17 protein-coding genes are annotated in these 23,060 nt (G+C 43.4%); 14 read left to right on the plus strand and 3 right to left on the minus strand.

Annotation, left to right across the window (positions count from 1 at the left end; genetic code table 11):
- Positions 1 to 2: 2 nt before the first annotated feature.
- The 6 genes from H6G05_RS06815 (at position 3) to H6G05_RS06840 (ending at position 7,930) form a co-directional block, all read left to right on the plus strand.
- Positions 3 to 1,277: a hypothetical protein gene (locus H6G05_RS06815; RefSeq protein ID WP_190577444.1), complete on the plus strand. Its 1,275-nt coding sequence runs from the start codon at positions 3 to 5 to the stop codon at positions 1,275 to 1,277.
- A 6-nt stretch (positions 1,278 to 1,283) separates the two neighbouring features.
- Positions 1,284 to 3,215 (plus strand): type IV secretory system conjugative DNA transfer family protein, encoded by a 1,932-nt coding sequence (locus H6G05_RS06820; protein WP_190577445.1) that lies wholly within the window; start codon positions 1,284 to 1,286, stop codon positions 3,213 to 3,215.
- A 9-nt stretch (positions 3,216 to 3,224) separates the two neighbouring features.
- Positions 3,225 to 4,460, plus strand: a complete 1,236-nt coding sequence (locus tag H6G05_RS06825) for a hypothetical protein (RefSeq protein WP_190577446.1) — start codon at positions 3,225 to 3,227, stop codon at positions 4,458 to 4,460.
- A gap of 9 nt (positions 4,461 to 4,469) precedes the next feature.
- Entirely contained in the window at positions 4,470 to 5,177 is a 708-nt protein-coding gene (locus tag H6G05_RS06830) for a hypothetical protein (RefSeq protein WP_190577447.1), read from the plus strand.
- A 37-nt stretch (positions 5,178 to 5,214) separates the two neighbouring features.
- On the plus strand, positions 5,215 to 7,482 hold the full coding sequence (topA, locus tag H6G05_RS06835) for a type I DNA topoisomerase (RefSeq protein WP_190577448.1): 2,268 nt from the start codon (positions 5,215 to 5,217) through the stop codon (positions 7,480 to 7,482).
- A gap of 70 nt (positions 7,483 to 7,552) precedes the next feature.
- Entirely contained in the window at positions 7,553 to 7,930 is a 378-nt protein-coding gene (locus H6G05_RS06840) for a hypothetical protein (RefSeq protein ID WP_190577449.1), read from the plus strand.
- On the opposite strand, the gene H6G05_RS06845 is transcribed toward H6G05_RS06840, so the two are convergent.
- The gene (locus tag H6G05_RS06845; RefSeq protein WP_190577450.1) at positions 7,921 to 10,386 is read right to left on the minus strand and encodes a BsuBI/PstI family type II restriction endonuclease; all 2,466 of its coding nucleotides are present in this window, start codon (positions 10,384 to 10,386) and stop codon (positions 7,921 to 7,923) included. The two genes, H6G05_RS06840 and H6G05_RS06845, sit on opposite strands and share 10 nt — an antisense overlap.
- Positions 10,387 to 10,611: 225 nt before the next feature.
- Between H6G05_RS06845 and H6G05_RS06850 the strand changes: the two genes are divergently transcribed.
- The 8 genes from H6G05_RS06850 to H6G05_RS06880 all read left to right on the plus strand — a co-directional run bounded on the left by H6G05_RS06850 (position 10,612) and on the right by H6G05_RS06880 (position 21,002).
- Positions 10,612 to 10,854 carry a DUF4926 domain-containing protein gene (locus H6G05_RS06850; RefSeq protein WP_190577451.1) on the plus strand — a complete coding sequence of 81 codons (243 nt, stop codon included), beginning with the start codon at positions 10,612 to 10,614 and terminating at the stop codon, positions 10,852 to 10,854.
- A complete protein-coding gene (gene mfd, locus H6G05_RS06855; RefSeq protein ID WP_322096331.1) occupies positions 10,851 to 14,201 on the plus strand; it encodes a transcription-repair coupling factor in 3,351 nt (1,116 codons plus the stop codon). The genes H6G05_RS06850 and mfd overlap by 4 nt, the downstream gene beginning before the upstream one ends.
- A gap of 112 nt (positions 14,202 to 14,313) precedes the next feature.
- On the plus strand, positions 14,314 to 14,751 hold the full coding sequence (locus H6G05_RS06860; RefSeq protein WP_190577452.1) for a hypothetical protein: 438 nt from the start codon (positions 14,314 to 14,316) through the stop codon (positions 14,749 to 14,751).
- 52 nt (positions 14,752 to 14,803) lie between these two features.
- The gene (locus H6G05_RS25960) at positions 14,804 to 15,235 is read left to right on the plus strand and encodes a helix-turn-helix domain-containing protein (protein ID WP_408962465.1); all 432 of its coding nucleotides are present in this window, start codon (positions 14,804 to 14,806) and stop codon (positions 15,233 to 15,235) included.
- A 58-nt stretch (positions 15,236 to 15,293) separates the two neighbouring features.
- The gene (locus H6G05_RS25965) at positions 15,294 to 15,830 is read left to right on the plus strand and encodes a transposase (protein WP_408962466.1); all 537 of its coding nucleotides are present in this window, start codon (positions 15,294 to 15,296) and stop codon (positions 15,828 to 15,830) included.
- Positions 15,805 to 18,165, plus strand: coding sequence for an NACHT domain-containing protein (locus H6G05_RS06870; protein ID WP_190577454.1), 2,361 nt, complete (start codon positions 15,805 to 15,807; stop codon positions 18,163 to 18,165). The genes H6G05_RS25965 and H6G05_RS06870 overlap by 26 nt, the downstream gene beginning before the upstream one ends.
- A 76-nt stretch (positions 18,166 to 18,241) precedes the next feature.
- Complete coding sequence (gene recD2, locus H6G05_RS06875) at positions 18,242 to 20,446, plus strand: SF1B family DNA helicase RecD2 (protein WP_190577455.1); 2,205 nt, start codon at positions 18,242 to 18,244, stop codon at positions 20,444 to 20,446.
- 94 nt (positions 20,447 to 20,540) lie between these two features.
- On the plus strand, positions 20,541 to 21,002 hold the full coding sequence (locus H6G05_RS06880; RefSeq protein ID WP_190577456.1) for a VOC family protein: 462 nt from the start codon (positions 20,541 to 20,543) through the stop codon (positions 21,000 to 21,002).
- On the opposite strand, the gene H6G05_RS06885 is transcribed toward H6G05_RS06880, so the two are convergent.
- A complete protein-coding gene (locus tag H6G05_RS06885; protein WP_242025310.1) occupies positions 20,995 to 21,546 on the minus strand; it encodes a protein tyrosine phosphatase family protein in 552 nt (183 codons plus the stop codon). The genes H6G05_RS06880 and H6G05_RS06885 overlap by 8 nt on opposite strands.
- Before the next feature lie 155 nt (positions 21,547 to 21,701).
- A partial coding sequence (locus tag H6G05_RS06890; RefSeq protein ID WP_190577457.1) for a relaxase/mobilization nuclease domain-containing protein occupies positions 21,702 to 23,060 on the minus strand: 1,359 nt, incomplete at its 5' end.

Genomic DNA, 23,060 nt, shown 5'->3' on the forward strand with positions numbered 1-23,060 from the left:
TCATGTTGTATAAACGTATCATCCAAATAACGGCGTTAGCGATCTCCTCTACGGCGATCGCTATTTTCAATGCTGATTTTGCTACGGCTCAATCTTTGCCCATGTCCACCCAGCCGATTGGGAAGGCTCAATCGATGATGATTCCTGATTTTACGCAAATCAGTTTCGAGAATTTACCCAAAATTCAAGTTACCGCCCAATTGCAGCAACAGCTATCGCAACTACTTTCTCCATCGGCACTAACCAATCTGGCGATCGGTAGTTTCGTCAGCCCAGATCGCTACCTTACAGTAGGTTCGCTTCAGTCTCTGGGGCTGGAGCAAATGAGCTTACAGGCGATCGCTAGTCGTGCTGGTGTTTCACTGAGCAATGTCAGTCTTGGTCAACTGGGCGAACTGACCTCCCAGCAGACGATTAATAGTTTGTTGCAGTCGCTGCCAGATCTTCGCGATCGGTCTATGAGCCAAGTCCAACCCATTCTCGATCTGGTTACTCAGAAATCTGGATCTGCCAATCTCGCCAATCTGAGTGGTGAAATGTCTGGTATGACTGTGGGGCAGTTAGTCAATACTTTCCCCGATCTTGGCAATTTATCCTTGGGCAGTCTCGGCGATCGGCTGAATAGCTATAGCCTCGAATCGATTGCGGGATTTGCTCAATTGCCTTTAGGCAATATTCAAGGTGCTTCGGGCGTGGTTTTATCGGATTTGAATGCTACGGGTTTAGGTAAACTCAGTCTTTCCCAATTTCCTAATGCTCCCTCATTACTGCCCAATGTCAGGTTTGGCATGGTGGATATTGCCCTTGGCAATAGGGAGAAGAATCGGATTAATCCGATTAGTGGTGGCGTTACCGAGTCTGGATTTCAAGCGGTGGGTTGTGATGGCAATACTGATTGTCCTCATATTGAGGTTACAGACTTTGCAGGTGGTTACTATACTGGCAAACAATGGATGACTGCATCGCAGCAAGTCCCCGATGGCTATGGCTTTCTAGGTGGTCTATTTGGTAATCGCGGACCCGCAGGCAATCACCCCTTTGGCGATGCTTTTCGCGTCACTATTGAATCTCTAGATGAGGCATCAGGCACAATTACCCTCGGTCTGAGGTTTCGTTGGTGTCAGCGGTCATGGTTTGTGGATTTAGGTTGTACTCCCTACATTACGCCGCCATTGCCCTTGGTTGTTCTTCAAGAAAAAAGTGCGATTCCCTATGCTGTTCCTAGTAACGCGGCGGTTAATTCATCTATTTCCATTAGCAAACCTTTCAGCAAATAGATTGCCATGAATTTTCTAATGTTTTGGTTTAGTCAAAAGAACCTCCCCAAGAGACTCTTTTTGCTGGCGATCGCTATTTTAATCACTTGCCTAGTTCCAGTAGAGATCTCGCATTCTCAAGAGATTGACAGTTCTGCGACCTCAGCAGAGAAGAAGTCTTCAGCCAATGGTTTGCCTCCTGAATTCGCTGCCATTGCTCATCAGCTATTCACACCCACAGGTGGAATTATTGCCGCTTGTGCGATCGGTATGGTTTTCTTGAGCATGAGCGGTGGTGGCAATAGTAAAAATAAGTTGGCTAATGCTCACTGGGCGAACGGTGCGGAGATTGCGGCGGCAAGGAAAAAGGCGAAGGAACAGATTAATCGCCGCGAACGCAATAAGCTGTCTCTGTTTATCGTTAAGCCTAAATTGATTTTTCCACCCGAATTGATTTCTCGTCCAGGGGTGGCGACACCCAATCATGAAGCACCTGTTGCGGGACAAAAGCCAAAAGTCATTCAGGTATCGCAAGCGGATCGGACGATCTGGCTGCCCGATGCTAATCGTGGCATTGCCGTACTCGGTGGTACGGGTTCGGGTAAAACCTATGGCGTGATCGATCCTGCGATTCGCAGTGCGATCGATCAGGGGTTTCCGATTATTCTCTACGATTACAAATATGCTGAACAGTCCTCACGGATTGCAGGAGTGGCGGCGGCGGCGGGTTATCAAGTCAGCATTTTTGCCCCTAGCTTTCCTGAAAGTGGCATCTGTAATCCCCTCGATTTCATTCGTGATGCTGCGGATGTGGATATGGCGCGACAGGTAGCGATCGTCCTGAATCGCAACTTCAAATCAGGCGGTAAAGGTAATGAAGATCCTTTCTTTACTAACAGTGGCGACCAGCTAATTCAAGCAGTGCTGCTGCTTGCCAAGACAACTCCCTATCCTGATATTATTTTCTGTGCCAAAGCATTAGGCGCGAATAATCTTCCTGCCAGAGTCCAGAATGCGAACTTACCAACTTGGGTGGAAACTAGCTTTGGGCAGTTGATTTCGATGGCGGATTCTGAGAAAACTGTTGCTTCTGTAATCTCGACGGCAAGTATTCTCTTCAGTCGGTTTATGTCCCCTGATATCCTCAGTGTGTTCTGTGGCAAGACGACGATTCCTTTGCAGTTGAGAGGCAAGCAATTGCTGATTATCGGTATGAAGCGCGAAAAACAGGATGTGGTTGCACCATTATTGGCGACGGTGTTGCATATGATTGTTACCCGTAATGTGGTGTCCGCTAAGCGTGAAGATCCTCTGCTAGTGGCGATCGATGAGTTGCCAACGCTTTATTTGCCGAGCCTTGTTCAATGGCTGAACGTTCACCGTGAGGATGGCTTGTCCTGTATGTTGGGTTTTCAGAATTTAGTGCAGCTCGAAGAAACCTATGGCAAGGAGGTATCAAGGGCAATCTTTGGCGGCTGTGCGACTAAGGCGATTTTTAATCCACTTGAACCTGAATCAGCGAAGATTTTCTCTGATTACCTTGGTGATGAGCATTTGAAGTACAAGTCCAAATCCCGTAGTTCTGGTGGTGGTAGGACTAGCACCAGTACCTCGGAGCAAGAACGTACACGCAAACTATTTGCTCCAGAGGATTTTCTGAAGTTACCGCAAGGTAATTGTGTTCTCATTTCCCCAGGCTATAGCTCTAAGAAAGAAGCGAATGTGCCTCGGCGTTGCAATATCAAAATCCCTAAAGTTGATGCAGAAAGGGCAGACAAGAGTAAATCCAAATGGGATGCACTGAAGCTTAAATTAGTGCAGCAAGGACATCAAGTACCAATTACGGATGCGGCGATCGCTTCCCGTAAGGATTACTTTCAAGAGCATTTTCCTTTGCCAGCGAAAGATGCTCCTAATGCCCTCAAGTCCACTGTCCCTGCTTGGGCTGAAGGTTTATAGAGGTAAATTATGGTTTTTATTCAGTCATCGGAAGCGTCTCAGGCTAATGCTCAGCAATTGGCGATCGCTCAAACTACGATTGAAGCTCTGGCGGAACTGCTGAGGCAATTGCTAGCCAAGCAGGAAGAGCTATTGCCCAATTCTGAGGGCAATAAACAACATTCTGAGTCTCCATCATCGGGATTCAGTGATGCGGAATGGGATCGGGTATCTCGGCAATGGGATCAGGATATCGCGGATGATTGGTGGCGCAGATATCAGGCTGCACCAGATCGCTCGGCTAAGTCTGAGAATTCACAGTCTTTGACTGTCACCTTGAGTAATCCTCGCGATAAAGGCGATCCTGATTTGGCGATGTTACCAAACTCACCCATTCAGCCATCACCGCTATCTGGTAGTAATCTGCCGCCACTTCCTCAATCATCGCAGTCACCATTGCCAGTTCCTGTGCAACAGAACTATATCGATGTGGATTGGCGAGAACTCCCGAAAATAGAGTTAGCAGAGCTACTGCGTCGCGATTTGGATGGGGATGGGATTACTGATGTGGATGAACTGCGGATGGGACTCAATCCTCGCAGCATTGATACCGATGGCGATGGTATCAGTGACCGCGATGAGTTGGGACGTTCTAATCCTCTGTCGTTTGATGACTTCAGACAACAGGTGATGGCGGCGGTGTCGGTTGCCCTAGTTACAAAATTGGGTGTCAATGGCAAGTATGAGGCAGAAAATTATCGCATTCAATCTCAGGACAATCTTTATGAGATTTCTAACCTTGATGGTGAGGCGATCGCTAAGTTTGAACTGCAAAGCGATCGGGCTGTGTTTACGGAGGATCGGACTACTGTTAATCAACAGATTGACTTTACTAAAACTGCTTTCAAAACAACCACTGTGGATATGGCAAGTTTGACTCAGAATCAGGGTTATCTCGCGGCGATCGATAAGCTGGGAGATCTAGCTCCTGCTGGGGCTAGGGGTGTGGTGGTGGTTGAAAATGTTCTCAATGAGACTGGTCAGGAGTCTTTCAAGGGTGGGTATTATGATTTTCAAAGGAATCAGGATGGTGATATTGCGATTGTCAATAACCATACTGGCGAAGATATTTTGCGGACTACTGAAGGTCAAATTTCTCTTAATGCGATGACTCCAACTGATTTAAACAACTTCCAGCAAGCATTTAAACGGATGAATTCGCCTCAGCCGATGCTAGAACAATCCAGCCCTGATTTAGAGCGTTAGGAAAAGGCGATGATTACTGCGAATCCAGATCTGAATATGGATCAGTTTATGGCTGTGTTTAACCAAGTTGTGGAACTGCATAGCGTCCATATTTTAGCGATCGCTGAACGAGAAATGTCTTCTGCTACTTTGAGGGATTTAACGATGATCGATAAAGATGATGTATTTGATGAAGAGTGGCAACCATCTCAGGTGCGGAACAAAGGTAGCGATCCTAATTCGGGTGCTGCTGACGCTCAACAGGTAAATACTGTTACTCAAGACCAGAACCAAAGCAATTATGCAACGCAGATTCAGAATTTGGCTCTAACAATGTTTGATAGTTTGAGTAATCTGCGTAGGGATAGCTCAGACAGTAAGTCTGAATCTGTTGAAACTGCTGATATTCCCAGTTCTCCTAATCAAGTTACCGATGCAGAGCGAGATCTGAAACTGGCGCGGGATTGTCGCGAACTGTTGCAAGTAAAAGGCAAAGATGATGGTAATAATCTTATCTTTGAGCGTCCTGATGGCAAGGGGAATTACAAGTTCCGTCTCGAAAAAGCCTCGGATACAATGACATTAAAGGCAAAAGATCGTCCTGTTAATCCGATCCTTGTGGAGTCGCAGGGGAAAGTCTTAGAGTCCCATGTTACCGATCTTGATGCCGCAAATATTGCTAGGGCTGTGAAGATGTTAAACGTACAACAATCTAAACCTATTGAAAATCATAAGTAAGTCTGTTTGGTGGTAAAGTTTACATAGGTACAAAAACATGAAAAAGCTGTTACTCGTTGAATCTCCATCCAAGTGCAAAACCATCCAAGCAATCCTTGGCAGTGAATGGCAAGTGGAAGCTTCCTTTGGTCACTTTACGGAACTAGCCAAAGATGGTGAAGATAGCTTGGGCTTTACCATGCACAAAGATACCAACAAAATTGAATGTCGTTACCAATTGACTGAAGGCAAAGGACAACAGGTCGTCGCTAAACTTCGCGCTGCTGTTAAGAATGCTTCAGAAGTGGTGCTTGCTACCGACGGAGATCGCGAGGGTGAGGGGATTGCTTGGCATTTACAACAGCAACTCAAGTTGCGTAATCCTAAACGCGCTGTCTATAACCAGATTACGCCTACGGCGGTTAAGGCGGCGATCGCTAATGCTCATCAGTTAGATTTAAACTTGATTTCGGCGCAACGCGCTAGACAATGTTTGGATCGGTTGATTGGGTTTAAGGTTTCTCCACTTGTGCGTCGTACTAGTGGCGGTAGCTCGGCAGGTCGGGTGCAGTCGGTGGCTTTGCATATTGTCTGTCAGCGTGAACGGGAGATTAATGCCTTTGTGCCGATTACTTACTGGTCGGTATGGACGGAATATGCTGAAGGATTCACGGCTTTCTATGCGGGTAGTAGTGAGATTGAGCCTGTACTTGACGATCAGGATGTCACCGATGATGCGGCGGAAGTGAATACGGAATCTATAGTTGAGTCAAAACGGGTATTGTCGGAAGCGGAAGCTACAAGAATTATTCAAGTTGCCCGTAATCATCCCCATGTCGTTCGTGAAGCTACGGGTGTCACTGCTCAGAAATCACCGTTACCGCCTTTCATCACCAGTTCGCTTCAGCAAGCAGCTTCCGTGAGATTAGGGCTATCGCCTGAAGAGACGATGAAGGTGGCTCAAGAGTTGTTTGAGGGTGTGGATTTGCCGAACGGACGTAAGGGTTTGATTACCTATCACCGCACTGATAGCACTAGTCTCGCGCCTGAGTTTTGTGCGGAGGTGAAGGAATGGCTATCGAAACACGATCCTGATAATGTCCCTAAGAAAACTACTCGTCATCGCGAACAGGCGAATGCTCAATCAGCCCATGAAGCAATTCGTCCTACCTATTTGAGTATTACTCCGAAAACGGTGAGAGACCATCTCAGTGCCAAACAGCATCAACTGTATGAGTTAATCTGGCGCAGAGCCGTGGCTTCTCAATGTGCGAATGCTTTGATTCAAAAAAGTCGGGTGATTATTCAGGCTGGTTCGACGCTCTGGCAGACTAGGGGCAGTATTCTCACCTTTGCGGGTTATACGCGCTATTGGAATGATTTGAGTAAGGATAAACATATTCCTGCTTTAACGAGCGGTCAGACTTTAGCTTTGGCGAATGCTGGTTTTACGCAGAAACAAACTCAACCTCCTGCTAGGTATAGCGAGGCGAAGTTAGTGCAGGTACTGGAACGTCAGGGTGTGGGTAGACCGAGTACGTTTGCGGCGATCGTCAAGACGCTGAAGGATCGCACCTATGTGTTACTCAATGGTAAGGTGCTGGAACCTTCGGCTTTGGGGATGTCTACGGATGATGTGTTGCATAAAACTTTCCCTGACTTGCTCAGAGCCGATTTTACCGCAGGGATGGAGACGACTTTGGATGAAATCTCGGTGGGTAAATTGGAGTGGCAAAGCTATTTAATTGGTTGGCATCAGTCTTATTTTCAGCCGATGTTGGCGCGTGCTTATACGAATCTCGGTGCAGATTTACAGCCAAGTAATCGTAAAAATGAGCTTTCAGATGTGGCTTGTCCTACTTGTAGCCATCCTCTCAGTAAGATTCCTTCTAAAAAGGTGAGTGGTGGGCATTTTCTCAAATGTGAGCATGGCTGTGAGAATCTGGTGATGTTTTGGAGTGATCGCCGTAATCAATGGGAGATTCCTCAACCGAAGGGTGAGAATGCAGTGACAGCGGAGGTGACTAGTTTTGCTTGTCCTGTCTGTGGCAAGCCTTTAGCTAAGTTTCCCTACCATAAAGATGGTGTGGAGAAGGTGATGTTGAAGTGTACCGATGTTCAGGCGCGTCAACGCAAGGATCATGCGGATGTGGTCTTTTTCTGGTCTTCTCAGGAGAGGTGGTGGTCGAAGAAGTTTGGTGATCTGGATGAGGCGGCTAAGCCGAATTTGGGTAAGGTTGCTACTGGGAAGGAGAAGAAAACTTCTCAGCGTAAGCTAAAGCGATCGGGTAAAGTGGCTAAGCCTAGTCCTAAAAAGTTGTCTTGATAAGCATAGAGATTCGATAGGATTATACTGTACTTAATCAATCAAAATTTAGTGTTGTCTACGAGGCAATATGTCTGAGTCGATCACCTTAGAACTTCCCGAACCTTTGGTTAAAAAAGTTAAGGAAATTGCTGCGCTCAATCGTCAGGGGATTGAAGAAATGCTGATCGAATGGATCGATCGCACTATTAATGAGATTCCCATAGATACTTTGCCTGATGAACAGGTTGTGGCTCTTTGTAATTTGCAAATGGGTGGACATCAGCAAAGGCTTTTTAGTGATTTACAAGATCGAAATAGTGAAGGATTGCTTAATGCACAGGAAGTTAAGAAGCTGAATGAGTTAATGCAGGTTTATCGTCATGGCTCGGTGCGGAAGGCTAAGGCGATGCAGGTTGCGGTGATGCGCGGATTAATCCCTGCTTTGAATGCTGTCTGTTATTCATAGGGACCAAGAAACCTTTCTCCGTTGAAATGAATCATATGGTCTGGCTGATCAGCTACCCAAACTTCCGTTTCCCAAGAAATTTCGGCTAGATATTTTGTCATTTCTTTTCGGCTTGGGAATGCGGTAACAAAAACTAATCCAGCTCGGCTGGAATGAAAAATTTGCTTTAATTCATTGCGACGCTTTAGATTAACAGCACCGTGACTAGTTACAGCTTCTATTAATACAAGCCAGCCCTTATCTTCATAATGCACTACCAAGTCTGGTATTTTACCGTGGGGATCGAGTTCGATACCAAGTTCTTTAAATCTTTGAGTCGCATTAACAATAAATTTCTCTCCCGCATCACCAACGTATAAAACGATTCCTTTCGGTGTAAATCTAGGGCAGAACTCTTCTAAGATGTTTTTTATTAATAAATTTTGTCCGCCTGCCGAAAGCTGAATTGAGCTGCCATCAGGTAATGTAACTGGAATCATCGATATATTTCGTTCCTTATCCTGCAATATATTTCTGACTGAAATAGCATAATTCTGCCGAGATTCTTCCCACTGCTCAGAACCATACGATTGTAAAAGATAAAGAGCTTGTGGATGAAGTTGATAACACCACTTAGGACTATTAATTGGTCTGTCTGGACGATCTGGATTCTCTATTACTAGTCCCATTTGTACAAATTGATGCATCGTTTGTCTTCTTACTGTTTCCCTTGTATTAGGTGCATATTGTTTACCGTAGTAATCACGAAACCAATCCATCATTTCGGTAATTCTGCGGCTTGGGGCTGTCGCTTGACTCCAAAGATGATCGGGACGAATATTTGCCAATGCCAGCAAGCAAAGCGCTGAGCGTTCATTTTGCTGTTCTTTAGGTGCAGAGATATTTTTGAGAATAGCAAGAGCTTCTTCAATGCGCTGACTAGCTTGGATTGCGTTAGTTACTTCGCTCATAATTGACAGAGTTTTATGGACAAGATTATCGAGAGATTTTTGATCGAGTATGGAGTCATCAATTTGATTCCCTAAAGACATCAAAGTATTTTTACAAGGATATTTCATTCTACGCAAATCTGTGGCGTTGATTTGTGTATGACCACTAAATTGACGAAAATAATTGTCAAATAATGTTGAATTGAGAAAAGCTGTTAAACCTCTTGCGAGATCAGGGTGCAAGCTTTTCCCTTTAGCATGAAAGTAGTTAAGATGGTTTTCTATACCCAATAACGGTTCATCCATAGGAGGACAAACCGCAGCCGTAACGCGACGTTTTTCTTCTTTTGCTGAAAATCGCTTGGTCATAACGTACCACCCTTTGGGGATTAACCATTGCTGGGTTGCAGAATTATGTTCGATTGCGATCGCTTTCCGAGGATTTTTGGGAGGAAAGTTAACAACTCCTGTTTTGATGGATTCTGGATAGAGTAGAGGTATATTTTTATGATCTAAGTAACTTCTTAAATGAGCCTTGAGCCGAAAATCAACAATTGGACCAGTTGATATATCTAAACCAAGTTCGTTTAAAGTACAGGGCATTTTGTGCATTTGTATTCTTAATGCATCTTCTAGAGAGTTAGTGATGATGTGAATAAACTGCTCACAATCGTTTATATCAATTACTTGATCGTAGGGAGCTTTCCTTATTTCTGAAAATTCATCTAAAGTATTTCCAGTATGATTAGTAACTTCTATAAAATTAGGTTTAAGTTTTGTTTTGACAGCCTGAAAAACAATATTTTCTTGCAATACATCGTCATCGATAAAAGCAGTTGAACGACTCTTAAAAATATGGATTTTGTGAATCCCCATATCTTGTAAAAGCGCTTTACGAAAAGGACGAAAATACATCCCATTACAAAAACTTCTTGGGGTAATAGCAACCATCTCTCCATTTTCTGCAAGTTGCAACATCGCAATCCAGACAAAAGCACTGTAAAGATTAACCGTATCAATGCCAAGATTTAAGAGAGCTTTTTTTTCAGATGATTGACTGTTGATTTTTTTGTAAGGTGGATTTAGAATTACATGACTAAATAAGCTTTTAAATTTAGTCAGAAGTGGTGAATTTATTTGAGCAGAATCTTCTATAAAGTTCTTTTCATATAAGCAATAACCAGATTTAATTCCTTTGTGTTCTAAAGCAACACAGCATTCGATCAATTGCTGTTTTAAGGATGGAATAAAGCTTGGCTCAATCTCATAGGCAGTTATAAAACAGCTTTCTATCGGATTAGTGCTAACTAACAATTGTTCTACAAAAGCAGCACTTAATGCTCCAACACCTGCACCTGCATCAAGTAAACTAATATGTCCTGATAGATTATTAAATTGCCTTGCCATAAAACGAGCAATTGGAGCAGGTGTTAAAAACTGTCCCAATTGACTACGTTTCTCTATATTAATCTTTGAGGATAAATGAAGTCTATTTATATCAGTAGAGTCAGTCAGAAAATTCATCATTCAGTTAGATTATTTTAAGCATTATATCTTAATCACTTTGCCTAGAGCTATAGTACAACCATTTAATGCAGCACTTACAAAAAACCTAGGCATATCTACGGGTATTCTCGTTCTATGACAACTTAACCTTGTGCGATCGCCTATAACAACCTTGCTACAATAAGCATGATCCACAATCTCCAAATCATAGCCAATGAAATTAGCCTATTGATTAGAAAAACAACTATGAACGACATCCATGAATATGACCTTGTTGCTTTAACCGAAGATGCGATCGCTACTCATAAAGTCACTCATAAGCAAATCCTACTGCGACGAGGACAAATGGGAACAGTTTTAATATCCTTTGATAACAAAGCATTCCTAATCGACTTTACCGATAAAAAAGGCGATACCTTTGCTATGGAAACAATCGAACCTGTCAAGCTATTACGCCTTATCAATGAACCTGAATTAGTCTGTTCATGACTATACCCATGACCTTCACATCAGTCCTTGAGAATATAGCCCGATCGCCTATCGCCACAAAAATAGGCGACAAGCTCAAAACAGCCAAAAGCATATCCCTATCAGGACTATCACGCTTAGGCAAAGGACTGATTAGCACCCACCTATGTCAACAACAAGCTAAACCATTACTCATCGTCACCGCCACCGTTGAAGAAGCAACCCGATGGGCTTTACAACTCCAGTCAATGTCATGGCGAGTCTATCTATATCCTCCCCTTGATACATTTTCCTACGAATCAGCCCAAATCGATTTAGAAACTGCTTGGACAAGGATTGAGATATTAGCGGAATTGCTTGCCAAACCACAGCCTAATTTAGCGATCGCTACCACCATTAACGCGCTCCAGCCCCATCTACCATCCACTCAATCCTTCCAAAAATATAGCATCTATCTCAATATCGGTGATTCGCAATCGGTTAAATTACTTGCTGCGTCTCTGGCAAGATTGGGATATGCAGAAGTCAAAGAAGTAAAAGAATCAAAACAATGGAGCCACAAAGGATTTAGTTTTGAGGTTTTTCCCGTTAATCGAAATCTACCAGTACGCCTAAGCTGCAATCGTGGCACTGTCGAGAAAATCAGAGAATTTGACCCCACTAATCCCAAAAGCTTCACTGACCTATCCAGCATCGCGATCGCCACTGTCGATTTACATGAGTTTAACTCATCTCATAGAGCCACATTACTGAATTACTTACCCAAAAACTTTATCGTCGCTATTGATGAACCCGAACAATGTCAGAGCTATAGCGATCGTTGGTACGAAGCTGCGGAAGAACTTTATCAAAATCAATCGCAAACAGATACACCGAAACTGCATTGGGACTTTGCTAAGTACATGACTGAGGCGAAGAAGTTTCAGATGCTTCAACTTAGTGAGCGATCGCTTAAACCCAAAGCCAATATTTTTGATTTTGCGAGTACTTCTATTCCGATAATTCCCCATCAGTTTGACCAGATTGCCGCGCTGATTCGTGAATATCTCAACTCGGAATATCAAGTCACGCTGATTTCGGCACAACCTTTGCGCGTGCCAACTTTGCTCAAGGAGTATGACTGCATTGCTAATTTTGTCAGTAATCCTGATGATTTACAGTCAATTGCGCGAATTCAGAAAGCTGGAAAACCAGTGATTTTGAAATATTCGGGACTGACGGAGATGCAAGGTTTTGTTTTGCCTAGTTGCAAGTTGGCGCTTTTGACCGATCGCGAATTATTTGGACAGCAATTATTAGCATCGCCAACCTTTGTGCATCCCTCACGGATGAATACGGCTAAGTCAGTTAATCCTGACGAGCTAAATGTTGGCGATTATGTCGTGCATCGTAAATATGGAATTGGCAAGTTTACACGCTTTGAAACCATTGAAGTGAAGGGAGAAAAACAACCTCATTACATTGTTGAGTTTGCCGATGGTAAAACTGCGGTGGCGATCGCGCCAGAAAATGAGAAGATCCTCTCCCGCTATCGCAGTGCTTCTAATAAGCCTCCTAAGTTAAGCAGTATCACAAATACAAAGGGCTGGGATAACGCTCTAAGCAAATGCCAAAAGGAGATTTACAAGTTAGCAAGGGATTTACTGCAACTCTATGTCCGCCGTGCCAATTTAGTTGGCTATGCTTTTCCACCTGATACAGATTGGCAACAGGAGATGGAGGATTCTTTTCCCTATCAACTCACACCCGATCAGGTCAAAGCTGTTCAAGATGTCAAGCAAGACATGGAGAGCGATCGCCCGATGGATCGGCTGGTTTGTGGTGATGTTGGCTTTGGTAAAACAGAGGTGGCGGTGAGGGCTATTTTTAAGGCAGTTTGTGCGGGTAAACAAGTGGCTTTATTAGCTCCGACGACGATTCTGGCGCAACAGCATTTTCATACGCTCCAAACTCGGTTTGCGGCTTATCCTTTCACTGTGGATATCGTGAATCGGTTTCGCCCTACGAAGGAGCGCAAGCAGGTTTTGCAACAGGTTGCGGATGGAAAAGTTCAAGTCATTGTCGGTACGCATCAACTGTTGTCTAAGGATGTCGAGTTTCACGATTTGGGCTTATTAGTCATTGATGAGGAGCAACGCTTTGGCACTTTGCAGAAGGAGAAAATCAAGACGATGAAGGGGAATGTGGATTTATTGACTTTAAGCGCAACGCCGATTCCGCGTACTCTCTATGCGGCTCTTTCTGGGGTGCGGGAAATGAGTGTGATTGCCACTCCTCCTCCCTCAAGGCGATCGATTCAAACTCATTTGTCTGCCTATGATGCATCACTGGTGAAAACGGCGATTCGTCATGAATTAGACCGTGGTGGTCAGGTGTTTTATGTTGTGCCGCGCATTGAGGGGATTGAGGCGATCGCTGTTTCTTTGCAAGCGATGTTGCCGAATGTGAGATTAGCGATCGCGCATGGACAGATGCTGGAGTCAGAGTTAGAGGCGGCGATGGTTGCTTTTAATAACAATGAGGCGGATATTCTCCTCTGTACGACGATTATTGAGTCGGGTTTGGATATTCCGCGTGTGAATACGATTGTGATTGAGGATGCTCATAAGTTGGGTTTGGCGCAATTGTATCAATTACGCGGTCGGGTTGGTCGGGCGGGGATTCAGGCTCATGCTTATTTGCTGTATCCGCCTAATCTTGAATTGACAGATTCAGCGAAGAGGAGACTGGATGCGATTCAGGAATTTAGTCAGCTTGGTTCGGGTTATCAACTAGCGATGCGCGATATGGAGATTCGGGGATTGGGGGATCTCTTGGGTGAGGAGCAGTCGGGTCAGGCAGATGTGATTGGCTTTGCGCTATACATGGATTTGCTTCAGGAATATATTAATGAGTTGCGGGGAAAGATTCTACCTGAAGTTGCTGATACTGAGCTTCAGTTGCCGCGTTTGGTGGCTTTTATTCCTGATAGTTACATAGAGGACAATGAGACGAAGATTAATGCTTATTTGACGTTGGCGAAGGTGAAGTCGAAGGAGGAGATTCTCAAGTTGGCTGCGGTTTGGGAGGGTCTGTATGGGGCTTTGCCTGAAGAAACTCAGGTATTGCTTAGGGTGATGGAATTGAAGTTGGTGGCGCGTAAGGTTGGGGTGTTTCGCATTTATGCTTCAGAGGACGGGCGCGATCTGATTCTAGAATCAAAGCTTACGGATTCGCTTTGGGAGTTGCTTCATGCCAAGATCCCAATTGAGTTCTATTATCGTTTCTCTTTCGAGAAGGGGAGAATTAAGATCACGAGTCTGGCTCTTCTGCCTGGGGATAAGCAGGTGCATTTCTTGATTGAGTGGCTGGGCTGTTTTTTGAAGTAAGCATTGGGCGATCACTGTTTCAGTTTTCAGTAAATAAATAGTGATATTGGTCGAACCTATGCAATGTGAATGATATATTAGGCAAACATTCAGTTACTCTTAAGATTGCGATATGTTGGAATTCTTACTTACTATTGGCGCATCTGAACTAGGCAAGGCAATCTTTGAGCAAGCTTTGAAGTTGGGGCAATCTGCTGCTGAAGATTATGTAAAAGATTTTTTCAAAGATTGTCTTAAAGAAGGGATTACGTCTACCAAGCCAGAAGTAACGAAGAAAGCTGTTGCCCAAGCATTAAAAGAATTTCTTGTATTAGTGCAAAAAGAATTAGAAGACTGGGAAATTTCTGAAGCTGAAATTCGCGATCTCTACGATCGTCCGCTAGTTCAATTCGTTAAGAACGACTTAGTAAAGCCTATATTGGGTAGAGCTTTTGAGAGAGACTGCACTGCAATCGATACTATTGCATTAACTGAAATTTGGAAAAATTCTAACTTCAGAGATAAGCCCTTTCCAGAAATGCCACCAGAGTTTAACTGGCAAGTGATATAGCAATCCTAAATGAGTTGTGGAAAAATAGAGAGGAAGAAATCAAACAAAAAACTTGACAGAACTAACTGAATTTATAGAGAGTAACCCAAACAGCAAAGAACTGAAAAGAGCTCTTGCCGTACAGATGACACAGCAAAATATGACCTATGCGAAAATAGCAGAAATGCTATGCGTATCCACTAGTTTTGTCGGAAAGTGGAAGCAGGTGTTTGAAGAACATGGAATTGCAGGTCTAACGCTGAAGTATCAGGGGTCACAAGGATATTTAGACTCAGCCCAAAAGCAAGAAATAATTGAGTGGTTGCAACAAAAGCAATACTGGAATCTGCAAGAATTAATGTCAGAAATTGAAGACCGCTATCAAGTGATATTTGCATCAAAGCAAAGTTACTATGAGATTTTCAAAGCCGCAGATATTAGCTGGAAAAAGACCCAAAAATATAATCCCAAAAAAGACCCAATCCTAGTTCAAAAAAAAAGATGAAATCACGGAATGGTTAGAAACCCATCGAGAAAAGATTAGTTCGGGCGAATTAGTCGTATTGTTTGAAGATGAGTGTCATTTATTATGGGGAGATGTTTGTGGATATGTATGGGGTAAGACTGGTGACCGTATAGAAGTCCCCATAACCAATGAGCGCGAACGGCAAACTTACTATGGGGCGCTTAATCTCCAGACCCAAGTATGTCTGATTCAAGCCTATGACAAAGGTAACTCTGTATCTACAGTTGCATTTATGCGCTATCTAGTCGAGGCACATCCAAATAGTCAAATTGCCTTGTTTTGGGATGGGGCGAGTTATCATCGTTCTCAAGAAGTTAAGGATTTTTTAGCCACAGTCAATGATGGCAAAGTCGAATCAGATTGGAAATTTACTTGTATCCGTTTTGCTCCAAACGATCCTACTCAGAACCCAATTGAGGATGTCTGGTTGCAAGCAAAACGCTTTATTCGTGAGTACTACCATTTACTAAAGACCTTTGCCAATGTGAAGAGATTATTTGAGTTGGTCACTCATCTTCAAATCTTTAATTTTGAGAAGGTCTTTAAGTATGGCTTTTTTCCACAAATCATTTAGGATTGCTATAGGCGGTAAATACATTAAAAAAGTACAAAAAATTATCAGAGAAACACCTGAACTAAGAGCGTTATTAGAAATCGAACTCCTAGAGAAACTAAATCGCCAAGGTAATATTTCTCCTGGTTTCGATGTAATCAAATATCGTGATATTCTACAGAGCAGCTATAGTGTTCTGAAGCTTCATACGATTGACAATACCGATCAGCAATATCGAATGAAGTTATGGAATATGTTCATCGAGCCTTCCGTAAGGGAAGCATTGCCTCCTTCTCGACATGAATTACCTACCGATCTGAAGCGTCAACTCCATGAGCAAGGACGGATTGAATCTGATTTATCCCTTAAAGAATTAGATCTTTATCGCGACGAGTATTTCCAACAACCTTTACAGAAAGCACTTACCGCAATTTTTGGTTCTAATCATGCAGTCATTTTAGGCGATCCTGGCTCTGGGAAATCAACACTATTGCAATATTTAGCTTTGGAATGGGTTGAAGGAAAAATCAAATCATTACCTTTGCTACTGGAATTACGAGAATATGCGATCGCTCCTGCTGCTAATTTTCTAGAGTTTTTACATAGTGGAAGAGGAGTTGATTGGCAGTTTGATCAACATCAATTACATGAGCATTTACAAAATTATCCAACTCTCGTAATGTTTGATGGATTAGATGAAGTATTTGATCGCTCTAGTCAATCTACTGTTATCGATGACATCATTCGTTTTACTCAGAAATATCCCAAATCTCAGATTGTAGTCACTTCTCGTATCATCGGATATAACCCTGAACATTTACAAAACTCAGGGTTTCGGCACTTCACAATTCAAGCTTTGGAAATTAATGAAATCAATAAGTTTATTGATCGTTGGTATACCTTGGCTCTAGGAGAGGATACAGATAAAATTCGATTAGCCGAAAGATTGAAAGAAGCAATTGCAAATTCCAAAGCTATTGCAAATCTTGCTGATAATCCTTTGCTGCTGACAATGATGGCAATTTTAAATCGGAGACAAGAGTTACCCCGTGACCGAGCCGAACTCTACGATCAAGCGTCACGGGTGTTGCTACATAACTGGGATGTCGATCACAAACGATTACAAGTGCCGATGGATGCGATTGGACGACGAGAAAAGCAAGAAATGTTGAGGTTAGTTGCCTATGAAATGCAAGCAGGAACTGAAGGACTGAAAGGAAATGCGATTGATGCTGGTAGATTGACACGAGTGCTCAAAGACTATCTGTTCGAGCAGGGTTTCTCAGAACCTCGTGAAAAAGCAAGTGTGCTAATTCAACAGTTACGAGAACGAAACTTTATACTTTGTTATCGTGGAGCAGACATATATGGCTTTGTACATCGTACTTTTCTAGAGTATTTCTGTGCATTCGAGATTGTTCAGCAATTTGAAAAGACAAGATCGCTGTCTTTTGAGCAGTTACGTGATGATGTGTTTGGACAACATTGGCAAGATGACACTTGGAACGAAGTTTTACGATTAATTTGCGGAATGATCGATCCAAAGTTTGCAGGAATGTTAATTGAGTTTTTGATCGAGCAACAATGCGATAGGGATCAATTTTTGCGTCACAATACATATTTCAATGATACTGAGCTTGATGTAGGAGGATTGGCTAATTTACTACTTGCTGCTGATTGCTTATTTGATGCAGGGAACTCTATGGCAACTGCTACCGCAAGCAAAAAGTTACTTCAAAAGATTCAAACTGAAGTTGAATACTCTGAGGCTCGTCTACGGTTTACAGCAGCTTTTGAATTACTCAATCGTACTATTCAAAATTTCCCAGAAGTATTAGATTGGCTTAAAAAACAAGTTGTTGACCATAAAGATTCCTCTGTGCGGAGTGCTGCGGTAAATGCAATTGCAAAGTATAACAAATCTCCTGAAACATTAGAGTGGCTCAAAAAAAGCCTCGCTGGAGAAGCAAATTGGGCTGTCAGGCGTTCATCTGCATGGGCAATTCCTCAAAATTATGAGTGTGATGCTGAAACCTTGCAATTACTTCACAAATGCATCCTAGAAGATGAAGAACGTGCTGTGCGCTGTGCAGCAATTTTGTCAACTTCTCGATACTATCCCACTAATTCTGTAACCTTTGATTTGTTTTGCAATACTGTCCAAAACGATCCATTTATTCGTGAATATACTGGGCAAGATAACCCTCGCCAGCTTGCACTGGAGTCTCTTCTAAGTCAATACTCCGATCATCCTAGATGCCTAGAATTGTTAAGGGAGCGGTCAATTAATGATCCTGATGAACTAATGAGAATATGGGCAAAGGAGCAGCTTGAGCAAAGGAAAAGGACAGAGTAATTTTTATTGTTGAGTGTTTAATTATCTTGTTAGATTTTTGACCTACGCTCGCTACACTCATCCGTCCTTATGGCTTATGCCTGACAACATCGACTACCTCCAAGGCATCATCGAACGCCTCACCTTTCACTCCGAAGAGACAGGCTATACCGTGGCGCGGCTAAAAGTACCCAAGGCTCAAGACCTAATCACCGTAGTCGGTAACTTTGCCAATATCCAAGCAGGACAGACTCTTGCCCTAGAAGGCACATGGCGATCGCATCCTAAATTTGGCGACCAATTCCAAGTCACTCAATACCGTGAGACTAAACCCGCCACGATTACAGGAATTGAGAAATATCTTGGCAGTGGTCTGATTAAAGGCGTGGGACCAGTCACCGCTAAACGCATCGTCGCTCATTTTGGCTTGGATACCCTTGACATCATTGAAAATGAGATTGACCGTCTGATTGAAGTTCCTGGTATTGCCAAGAAACGGGTGAAGATGATCAAAACTGCTTGGGAAACTCAAAAGGCGATTAAGGAGGTCATGGTATTTCTGCAAGGACATGGAGTATCCACCACCTATGCAGTCAAGATCTTCAAGCATTATGGTAATGATTCTATTCAAACAGTTTCCGAAAATCCTTATCAACTGGCGACAGATATCTATGGCATTGGTTTTTTTACTGCCGATCAGATTGCTCGGAATATTGGCATTGAAGTTAGTTCTGAGTTTCGCAGCATTGCGGGTATCTTTCACTGTTTAGGGGAAGCCGCCGAAGAAGGACACTGCTATTTACCCCGTACAGAACTAGAAGAGAAAGCAATTAAACTGCTTGCCCTCGAAGACTATCAGCCAGATCCTGAAACCATCTCTAAAATTGTTCTCCATCTCTCCGTTAACGATCGCATAGTGATGCAAGGCTTAGAAGGCGAGTTCATCTGCTATAAACCCACTTACTTCCACACGGAACAAAATCTTGCCGAACGGTTTTATCAACTATTGCAACACAAACATCACCCCGATCCTGAGCGGGTCAATGCTTGGATTGATCGCTACACCACCCAAAGAAATATCCAACTCTCGCCCAAACAACGCGAAGCCGTGGAGATGGCAGCAAATTCGTCGGTGCTTATTCTCACAGGTGGACCGGGAACAGGTAAAACTACCACCACCCGCACGATTGTCGCACTCTGGAAAGCGATGGGTAAGGAGATTGCTCTCGCTTCACCAACAGGTCGGGCGGCTCAACGATTACAGGAAGTCACTGGCTGTGAAGCTAAGACAATTCACCGTTTTCTAGAGTTTGACCCGAAATCAATGGGTTTTAAACGCAATCAGGAATATCCTCTAACCGCTCAGGCGATTGGTATTGATGAAGCATCGATGCTGGATCTGTTTCTTGCCTTTTCTCTGGTGAAAGCGATTCCCTTGGGCGCTCAACTACTTCTTGTCGGCGATACCGATCAACTTCCCAGTGTCGGTGCGGGTAATGTGCTTAAAGATTTAATTGATTCTCAGCAAGTCCCAGTGATTACTCTTACTGAGGTATTTCGTCAAGCTCAGGCAAGTCAAATTATTCAGAATGCTCACCGTATCAATACGGGTAAGTTTCCAAATATGGAAAAGGTTTCTAATCAACCTCAATCTGATTGCCTCTGGCTAGAAATGCCCAATGCTGAAGCTGGTCAGCAGGGTATTTGTGACATTATTACGGAGTTGTTACCCAGTCTGGGCTTTGACCCTCAGCAAGATATGCAGGTTCTCTGTCCGATGACTAGAGGGGATGTGGGTACGCGCAATCTTAATGTTGTCTTGCAACAACTTCTCAATCCCCCTGATGCCATGAAGCCCGAAATTAAGTATGGGAATACAATCTTTCGTTTGGGCGATCGCATTATGCAGCAGGTGAATGACTATAATCGTGAGGTTTTCAATGGTGACATTGGTACGATTACGGGTGTAGATTTGGAGGAGCGGGAAGTCACGGTTGTATTTGGCGATCGACAAGTGGTCTATGATTACGCCGATCTCAATGAGATTGCTCTCGCTAGGGCGACGACGATTCATAAGGCGCAGGGCAGTGAGTATCCTGTGGTAATCATGCCTCTGTTTATGCAGCATTTTCTGATGCTTTCTCGTAATCTTTTTTACACTGGGCTGACTCGTGCGCGAAAGCTTGCCATCATCGTTGGAGAGTCGAAGGCGATCGGACTAGCGGTCAGACAAGTTAGCGATCGGCATAGATATACTTATCTTGCCAAGCGATTAGCAAAGTTTGCCGCTCCTCAATCTTAAGTTATGACTCTAGGAAGCTTTTCAGACTTGTTGAATCACAAAATTTTGCGCTAACCGTCTTACACTATTGGTAAACCTAGCTAGAACTGATTTTATGTCATCCAATAGTTCAACTATGCTATCTACGATCGCGAATGGAGCTTTACGACGAGTACATCACATTGCTTTGAATGTGCGCGATATGCAAGTCTCTTGTGATTTTTATGGCGGCATTTTGGGACTGCATCAACTCATTGGTGAAGAGGTTCCGAGTACTCTAATCGATTTAGTAGCAGCAGGCAAAGTAGCTAATTTTAGAACTCCCGATGGTACAGTTCTCGATTTGTTTTGGGAACCAGAACTTACGCCGCCCGATCTCGATCCGCAGAGGCAATTTACACGAGCTAATCATCTAGCCTTTGATATTGCTCCTGAATTGTTTGAGCAAGCGGTGGCAGTATTGCGATCTCATCAAGTCCAAATTGAGGGTGAGCCTGTTACTCGTCCCACTGGTAGAGGCGTTTATTTTTATGACCCCGATGGATTTCTAATTGAAATACGCTGCGATCCTAGGTGAGTTTTGTGTCAATAAATTTTTGCCAAGTCTCGTTGGGTTGCCAGATTTTATGTAAATCCGCGATCGCTTGTTCATCATCACAATTGAGATGCAAGCGACGATAGAGATAGACAAAGGCAGAAACGCGCATATTCTTAGCACAATGGACAAAGATTTTTTGCTGTTGGCGTTGTTCCATTGTTTGCAGAAACTTATCTAAATCCGTCATTGTCGGACTTTCCCAATTCACAGGAATGGCAACATATTCCATACCCAATGCTTGAACTAGTTGTGCTTCATTGGTGATCGCCCCGTCAGAGGTCGGTAAAGCCAGATTAATCACTGTCTCATAACCAGCATCAGCAATTGCTCGGAACTGCTTGACGGTTGGCTGTCCTGCTGTGGCTAGTTTGCCTGAGATTTGCAGAAAGTTAAGGATTTCTAATAGGCTATCGCTATTTTGGCTCATAAACAACTTAGTTCCCATTTCTGTCTTGGCTGAGAAAAATAGATACAGAACCAAAAATATGATTCCTCCCAAAAGTTGTAGCCAACCATAATTCATGACATTTGCGGTCAATGCTCTTTTGCTAACGATTGACAGTCTAACAGTTTCTCAGATTTGCTTATTTTAAACCTAAATCAGCAACGCCTAGTTTTCTGGGTATGGCAAGTGCGATCGCTATTTTGTAACGTGCATTAAAACCGTCTCATGGTAGCTCATACAGTTTTGGCTTGTGAGTCAATATTTTGTTGCTGTGCTTGAGATCGATGCTGCCAAGCCTGCTCAAATTGTTGGATATCAAATTCGCTTAAATTGGCAAACCCAATTTCCTGCCCCTTAACCTGCAAGATGATCTGGTGATCGCCTCGTAATCTCTCAACTGTCAGAGTATCTCCGCTTCGTTGGATACCGTAAGAGTTTTTACCCATTTCTCCAAAACTATCAGCCCCTAGCTCATTGAGGAGTTGATGACAGATCGCTGCGACCATCTGAGCGTGGTCATTTCTATTCTGCTCTAAGTTAATCGGGATGTCCGCTTTAACAATATTTTTAGATTGCGTTAGTTGGGGTGCTTTAAGCGATCGCTGTTTTTCTAACTCAACCACAAGCTCATTTAACAAACTATCTGATAAACCCTGTTCGGCTTGACGAAGAGATTCTATAGGCTGAATTACCGCCTTTCGATCGGCACTTTGCATCTCCAAAATAATCGAGCGATCGCGCGCTGGATCGTAACTAACCTGTAAATACTTCTGAAGTCCTCCCCAGCTATACTCTTTGCCTAGCTCATTCCCTTGGATGCTGTTATTTCCCAAACTGTAGGAAATACCTTTAATCTTCTTGGTGCGGGTGTATTTAACATGAGCATCTACTCCTGAATGTTTCAACTGCTCTATTAACTGGGGCATGGTCATTCCTACTTTTACTTGCTCTCTAATAACCTGCGATATGTGAGATGCCATAGTAGCAACGCTAGGATGTATCACCTGTTCGGGGGTGCTGGAGATCCGCTTTAAGATACGCGGCAAGGAATAGGCTTTGCCCACACTGGAGCCAGCTATACTCACCTCATCAAATTTGTAAGCAATCCCTTTCGGTTTTCCTTTGCGATCTCGGTCAACCCTAACTGCAATCCCTGCCAGATTTAGCTTTTCAATAAAATCTGGCAATGACTCAGTATTTACCAGAGCTGCATCGATCTTGTCTGCAAGTTGACGCTTTACAGTAACTTTGCCCGTTTCTAATTCCTTATCTATCTGACTTTTGGTTTGCTCTTGGCGATCGCTCTCCCAACTAGATGGTACAGCCGCTAGTCCAAAGTCCTGCTCCAATTTGCGGATTATATCTTGGCTGCGCGTCCAATCCCAACTGTCAGAAACTACTGAGCCGTCCATCCGCACCCGACTGGTCACGAGATGTATGTGTTCGTGATTTTCTCTGTCAGTATGCTTTACAGCCACATACTGATTATTGGTAAATCCCATTTCTTTGAGATATTGGGCGATCGCTGTCTGCCAAGCATCATTGTTAAGATGCTCTTCAGGACTAAGGCTGAGAATTACATGGCAAACTTT

This window comes from Phormidium tenue FACHB-1050 (assembly GCF_014696925.1).
GTDB lineage: Bacteria > Cyanobacteriota > Cyanobacteriia > Pseudanabaenales > Pseudanabaenaceae > Pseudanabaena.